The organism is Desertihabitans brevis (genome assembly GCF_003327535.1).
Lineage (GTDB): Bacteria > Actinomycetota > Actinomycetes > Propionibacteriales > Propionibacteriaceae > Desertihabitans > Desertihabitans brevis.
Map to the genome: position 1 here is coordinate 1 of NZ_QOUI01000019.1, position 5,377 is coordinate 5,377.

General features: G+C 57.2%; 2 rRNA genes. Both read left to right on the forward strand.

The features are described 5' to 3' along the window. Positions 1 to 268: 268 nt before the first annotated feature. Positions 269 to 1,785 (forward strand): 16S ribosomal RNA (locus DT076_RS19075). A gap of 406 nt (positions 1,786 to 2,191) precedes the next feature. Continuing rightward, positions 2,192 to 5,296: ribosomal RNA gene (locus DT076_RS19080) — 23S ribosomal RNA — on the forward strand. The 16S and 23S rRNA genes sit together here, the layout of an rRNA operon. Positions 5,297 to 5,377 lie beyond the last annotated feature (81 nt).

The following is a 5,377-nucleotide window of genomic DNA, read 5'->3' on the forward strand; positions in this document are numbered from 1 at the left end:
GGTAACGTTAGGCGAGTTGCCCCGAGGGCTGGCGGTGAGCTGGTTCGAGGTGTGTGGGTGATTCTTGAGAACTCAACAGTGTGCTTTAAGGTCATTGCCAGTTTTTTTGGTTTCCGTCGGCCTTGTCTGCCTTTTTGGGGTGGGTGGGGTTGGTGGTTTCTTTGAGTGATTGTGTAAGGCTCCGTGCTTCTGGTTTTCCTTGCTGGGGGTGCGGGGTGTCATGGTCTGCTCTTTTGTTTGATATGGACGCCCTTTGGGGTGTTTGTTTTCGATGGAGAGTTTGATCCTGGCTCAGGACGAACGCTGGCGGCGTGCTTAACACATGCAAGTCGAACGGTAAGGCCCCTTCGGGGGTACACGAGTGGCGAACGGGTGAGTAACACGTGAGCAACCTGCCCTTGACTCTGGGATAAGCGCTCGAAAGGGCGTCTAATACCGGATAGGACCCCTTGTCGCATGGTGGGGGGTGGAAAGTTTTGGCGGTCAGGGATGGGCTCGCGGCCTATCAGCTTGTTGGTGGGGTAGTGGCTCACCAAGGCTTCGACGGGTAGCCGGCCTGAGAGGGCGACCGGCCACACTGGGACTGAGATACGGCCCAGACTCCTACGGGAGGCAGCAGTGGGGAATATTGCGCAATGGGCGGAAGCCTGACGCAGCAACGCCGCGTGCGGGATGACGGCCTTCGGGTTGTAAACCGCTTTCAGCAGGGACGAAGCTTTTGTGACGGTACCTGCAGAAGAAGCACCGGCCAACTACGTGCCAGCAGCCGCGGTGATACGTAGGGTGCGAGCGTTGTCCGGAATTATTGGGCGTAAAGAGCTTGTAGGCGGTTTGTCGCGTCGGAAGTGAAAACTCAGGGCTTAACTCTGAGCCTGCTTCCGATACGGGCAGACTTGAGGAAGGTAGGGGAGAACGGAATTCCTGGTGGAGCGGTGGAATGCTCAGATATCAGGAGGAACACCGGTGGCGAAGGCGGTTCTCTGGACCTTTCCTGACGCTGAGAAGCGAAAGCGTGGGGAGCAAACAGGCTTAGATACCCTGGTAGTCCACGCCGTAAACGGTGGGCACTAGGTGTGGGGGACATTCCACGTTCTCCGTGCCGTAGCTAACGCATTAAGTGCCCCGCCTGGGGAGTACGGCCGCAAGGCTAAAACTCAAAGGAATTGACGGGGGCCCGCACAAGCGGCGGAGCATGCGGATTAATTCGATGCAACGCGAAGAACCTTACCTGGGTTTGAAATCTGCCGGAAGCATCCAGAGATGGGTGTGCCGCAAGGTCGGTTGACAGGTGGTGCATGGCTGTCGTCAGCTCGTGTCGTGAGATGTTGGGTTAAGTCCCGCAACGAGCGCAACCCTCGTCCTATGTTGCCAGCAATTCGGTTGGGGACTCATAGGAGACTGCCGGGGTCAACTCGGAGGAAGGTGGGGATGAGGTCAAGTCATCATGCCCCTTAAGTCCAGGGCTTCACGCATGCTACAATGGCAGGTACAAAGGGCTGCGAGCCTGTGAGGGTGAGCGAATCCCAAAAAGCCTGTCTCAGTTCGGATTGGGGTCTGCAACTCGACCCCATGAAGTCGGAGTCGCTAGTAATCGCAGATCAGCAACGCTGCGGTGAATACGTTCCCGGGCCTTGTACACACCGCCCGTCAAGTCATGAAAGTCGGTAACACCCGAAGCCGGTGGCCCAACCCTTGTGGGGGGAGCCGTCGAAGGTGGGACTGGTGATTAGGACTAAGTCGTAACAAGGTAGCCGTACCGGAAGGTGCGGCTGGATCACCTCCTTTCTAAGGAGCAGCTCACACCATCGTGTCTCGCCTGTGGGTGGGGGTGGTGGTGTCAGTGGTGTAGATGGTTCCAGGCCGTGGGTGTCTGGCTGTCTCGCTCTGGGTGGAACGATGACCAATGCTTGTTCTCGTGCATGTTCGTGTCTGGTTGGTACTGCCGGCTCGCCTCTTGGGGTGGGTGGGTGTGGAAGATCGGTGGATGTGGGCGGGGTGGGCTGGGCACACTGTTGGGTCCTGAAGGATCAGCTGCACCGTGGTGTGGGTGGTTGCTTCATGTTGCGGGCTTCTGGTCTGCTCCCTTGTGGGGGTGGGTTGGGGGTGGCTGCTGGTGTGTTGAGAACTTCACAGTGGGCGCGAGCATCTTTGTAGGTGTATCAGATTTGTCTTGTAGTGGTGTTGTGTGTGTTGACAAGCTACTAAGGGCAGTCGGTGGATGCCTTGGCACCAAGAGCCGATGAAGGACGTGGGAACCTGCGATAAGCCCCGGGGAGTTGGTAAACGAGCGTTGATCCGGGGATGTCCGAATGGGGAAACCTCGAAGGGAACCGGAGTCATGTCCGGCGACCCCTGCCTGAATGTATAGGGCAGTGGGAGGGAACGCGGGGAAGTGAAACATCTCAGTACCCGCAGGAAGAGAAAACAACAGTGATTCCGTTAGTAGTGGCGAGCGAACGCGGAAGAGGCCAAACCGTATGTGTGTGAGAGCTGGCAGGCGTTGCATGTGCGGGGTAGTGGGGCCATCTTGATCGGGCTGTCGACCGGTCGAGGAGCAGGATCGTTGAAGTTGAAGTGTTCTGGGAAGGCACGGCAGAGCGGGTAATACCCCCGTAGGCGTAAGACGATCTCTCCTGGATGTCACCCCAAGTAGCACCCAACTCCTGGAATTGGGTGTGAATCTGGCGGGACCACCCGCTAAGCCTAAATACTCCTTGGTGACCGATAGCGGACAAGTACCGTGAGGGAAAGGTGAAAAGTACCCCGGGAGGGGAGTGAAATAGTACCTGAAACCGGCTGCCTACAATCCGTCGGAGCCTCCTTGTGGGGTGACGGCGTGCCTTTTGAAGAATGAGCCTGCGAGTTAGTGGTACGTGGCGAGGTTAACCCGTGTGGGGAAGCCGTAGCGAAAGCGAGTCCGAATAGGGCGTTTGAGTCGCGTGCTCTAGACCCGAAGCGGAGTGATCTATCCATGGCCAGGTTGAAGCGTCGGTAAGACGTCGTGGAGGACCGAACCCACCAGGGTTGAAAACCTGGGGGATGAGCTGTGGATAGGGGTGAAAGGCCAATCAAACTCCGTGATAGCTGGTTCTCCCCGAAATGCATTTAGGTGCAGCGTCGTGTGTTTCTTGCCGGAGGTAGAGCACTGGATAGTCTAGGGGGCCCAACAGCTTACCGAAATTAGCCAAACTCCGAATGCCGGTAAGTGAGAGCGCGGCAGTGAGACTGTGGGGGATAAGCTTCATAGTCGAGAGGGAAACAGCCCAGATCACCAGCTAAGGCCCCTAAGCGGTAACTAAGTGGAAAAGGATGTGGAGTTGCGGAGACAACCAGGAGGTTGGCTTGGAAGCAGCCACCCTTGAAAGAGTGCGTAATAGCTCACTGGTCAAGTGATTCTGCGCCGACAATTTAGCGGGGCTCAAGTTATCCGCCGAAGCTGTGGCATTCACGCGTGTACCTGAACTTTGGTTCCAGGTGTGTGGATGGGTAGGGGAGCGTCGTGTGTGCGAAGAAGCGTCGGGGTGACCCGGGCGTGGAGGGCACACGAGTGAGAATGCAGGCATGAGTAGCGAATGACGGGTGAGAAACCCGTCCGCCGAATAACCAAGGGTTCCAGGGTCAAGCTCATCTGCCCTGGGTCAGCCGGGACCTAAGGCGAGGCCGACAGGCGTAGTCGATGGACAACGGGTTGATATTCCCGTGGCCGGTGTAACAACGATCCTGCCGAGGCGCGTGATGCTAAGAACGGAAGCCTGTACCGAGCCTTCGGGTGAGGTGTGGGTGACTCTTCGATCCGATCGTGTAGTAGGCAAGCTGCGGAGGGACGCAGGAAGGTAGCCCATCCCGGGTGGTGGTAGTCCCGGGCTAAGCCTGTAGGGCGGGGTGTAGGGAAATCCGCACCCCATGGAGCCTGAGAGGGGATGGCTCTGCCACTTTGGTGGTGGAGTGGGTGATCCTATGCTGCCGAGAAAAGCTTCGTGAGCGAGTTGTGAGCCGCCCGTACCCTAAACCGACACAGGTGGTTAGGTAGAGAATACCAAGGCGATCGAGATAATCGTGGTTAAGGAACTCGGCAAAATGCCCCCGTAACTTCGGGATAAGGGGGACCTGATGCGTGTAGACCTTCACGGTCGAAGCGTTGAGGGTCGCAGAGACCAGGCCCAAGCGACTGTTTACCAAAAACACAGGTCCGTGCGAAGTCGAAAGACGATGTATACGGACTGACTCCTGCCCGGTGCTGGAAGGTTACGGGGAAGGGTTAGCACGCAAGTGCGAAGCTCTGAACTTAAGCCCCAGTAAACGGCGGTGGTAACTATAACCATCCTAAGGTAGCGAAATTCCTTGTCGGGTAAGTTCCGACCTGCACGAATGGAGTAACGACTTGGGCGCTGTCTCAACCACGAACTCGGCGAAATTGCACTACGAGTAAAGATGCTCGTTACGCGCAGCAGGACGGAAAGACCCCGGGACCTTTACTATAGTTTGGTATTGGTGTTCGGTACAGCTTGTGTAGGATAGGTGGGAGACTGTGAAGCGGTCACGCCAGTGGTCGTGGAGTCATCGTTGAAATACCACTCTGGCTGTTCTGGATATCTAACCTGGGTCCATGATCTGGATCAGGGACAGTGCCTGATGGGTAGTTTGACTGGGGCGGTCGCCTCCCAAAAGGTAACGGAGGCGCCCAAAGGTTCCCTCAGCCTGGTTGGCAATCAGGTGTCGAGTGTAAGTGCACAAGGGAGCTTGACTGTGAGACAGACATGTCGAGCAGGGACGAAAGTCGGGACTAGTGATCTGACGGTGGCGTGTGGAAGCGCCGTCACTCAACGGATAAAAGGTACCCCGGGGATAACAGGCTGATCTTGCCCGAGCGTCCATAGCGACGGCATGGTTTGGCACCTCGATGTCGGCTCGTCGCATCCTGGGGCTGGAGTCGGTCCCAAGGGTTGGGCTGTTCGCCCATTAAAGCGGCACGCGAGCTGGGTTCAGAACGTCGTGAGACAGTTCGGTCCCTATCCGCTGCGCGCGGAGGAGTCTTGAGAAGAGCTGTCCTTAGTACGAGAGGACCGGGACGGACCAACCTCTGGTGTGCCAGTTGTCCTGCCAAGGGCACGGCTGGTTGGCTACGTTGGGAAGTGATAACCGCTGAAAGCATCTAAGCGGGAAGCACGCTTCAAGATGAGGGCTCCCACAGCACAAGCTGGTAAGGCCCCCGGCAGACCACCGGGTGATAGGTCGGATGTGGAAGCACAGCAATGTGTGGAGCTGACCGATACTAATAGGCCGAGGGCTTGTCATCACACACAAACTCTGCTCCAAGGCCTGAGATGCCTTGATGATGTATTCGCGCCCACTGTGGAGTCTCTCGAGACACCAACAC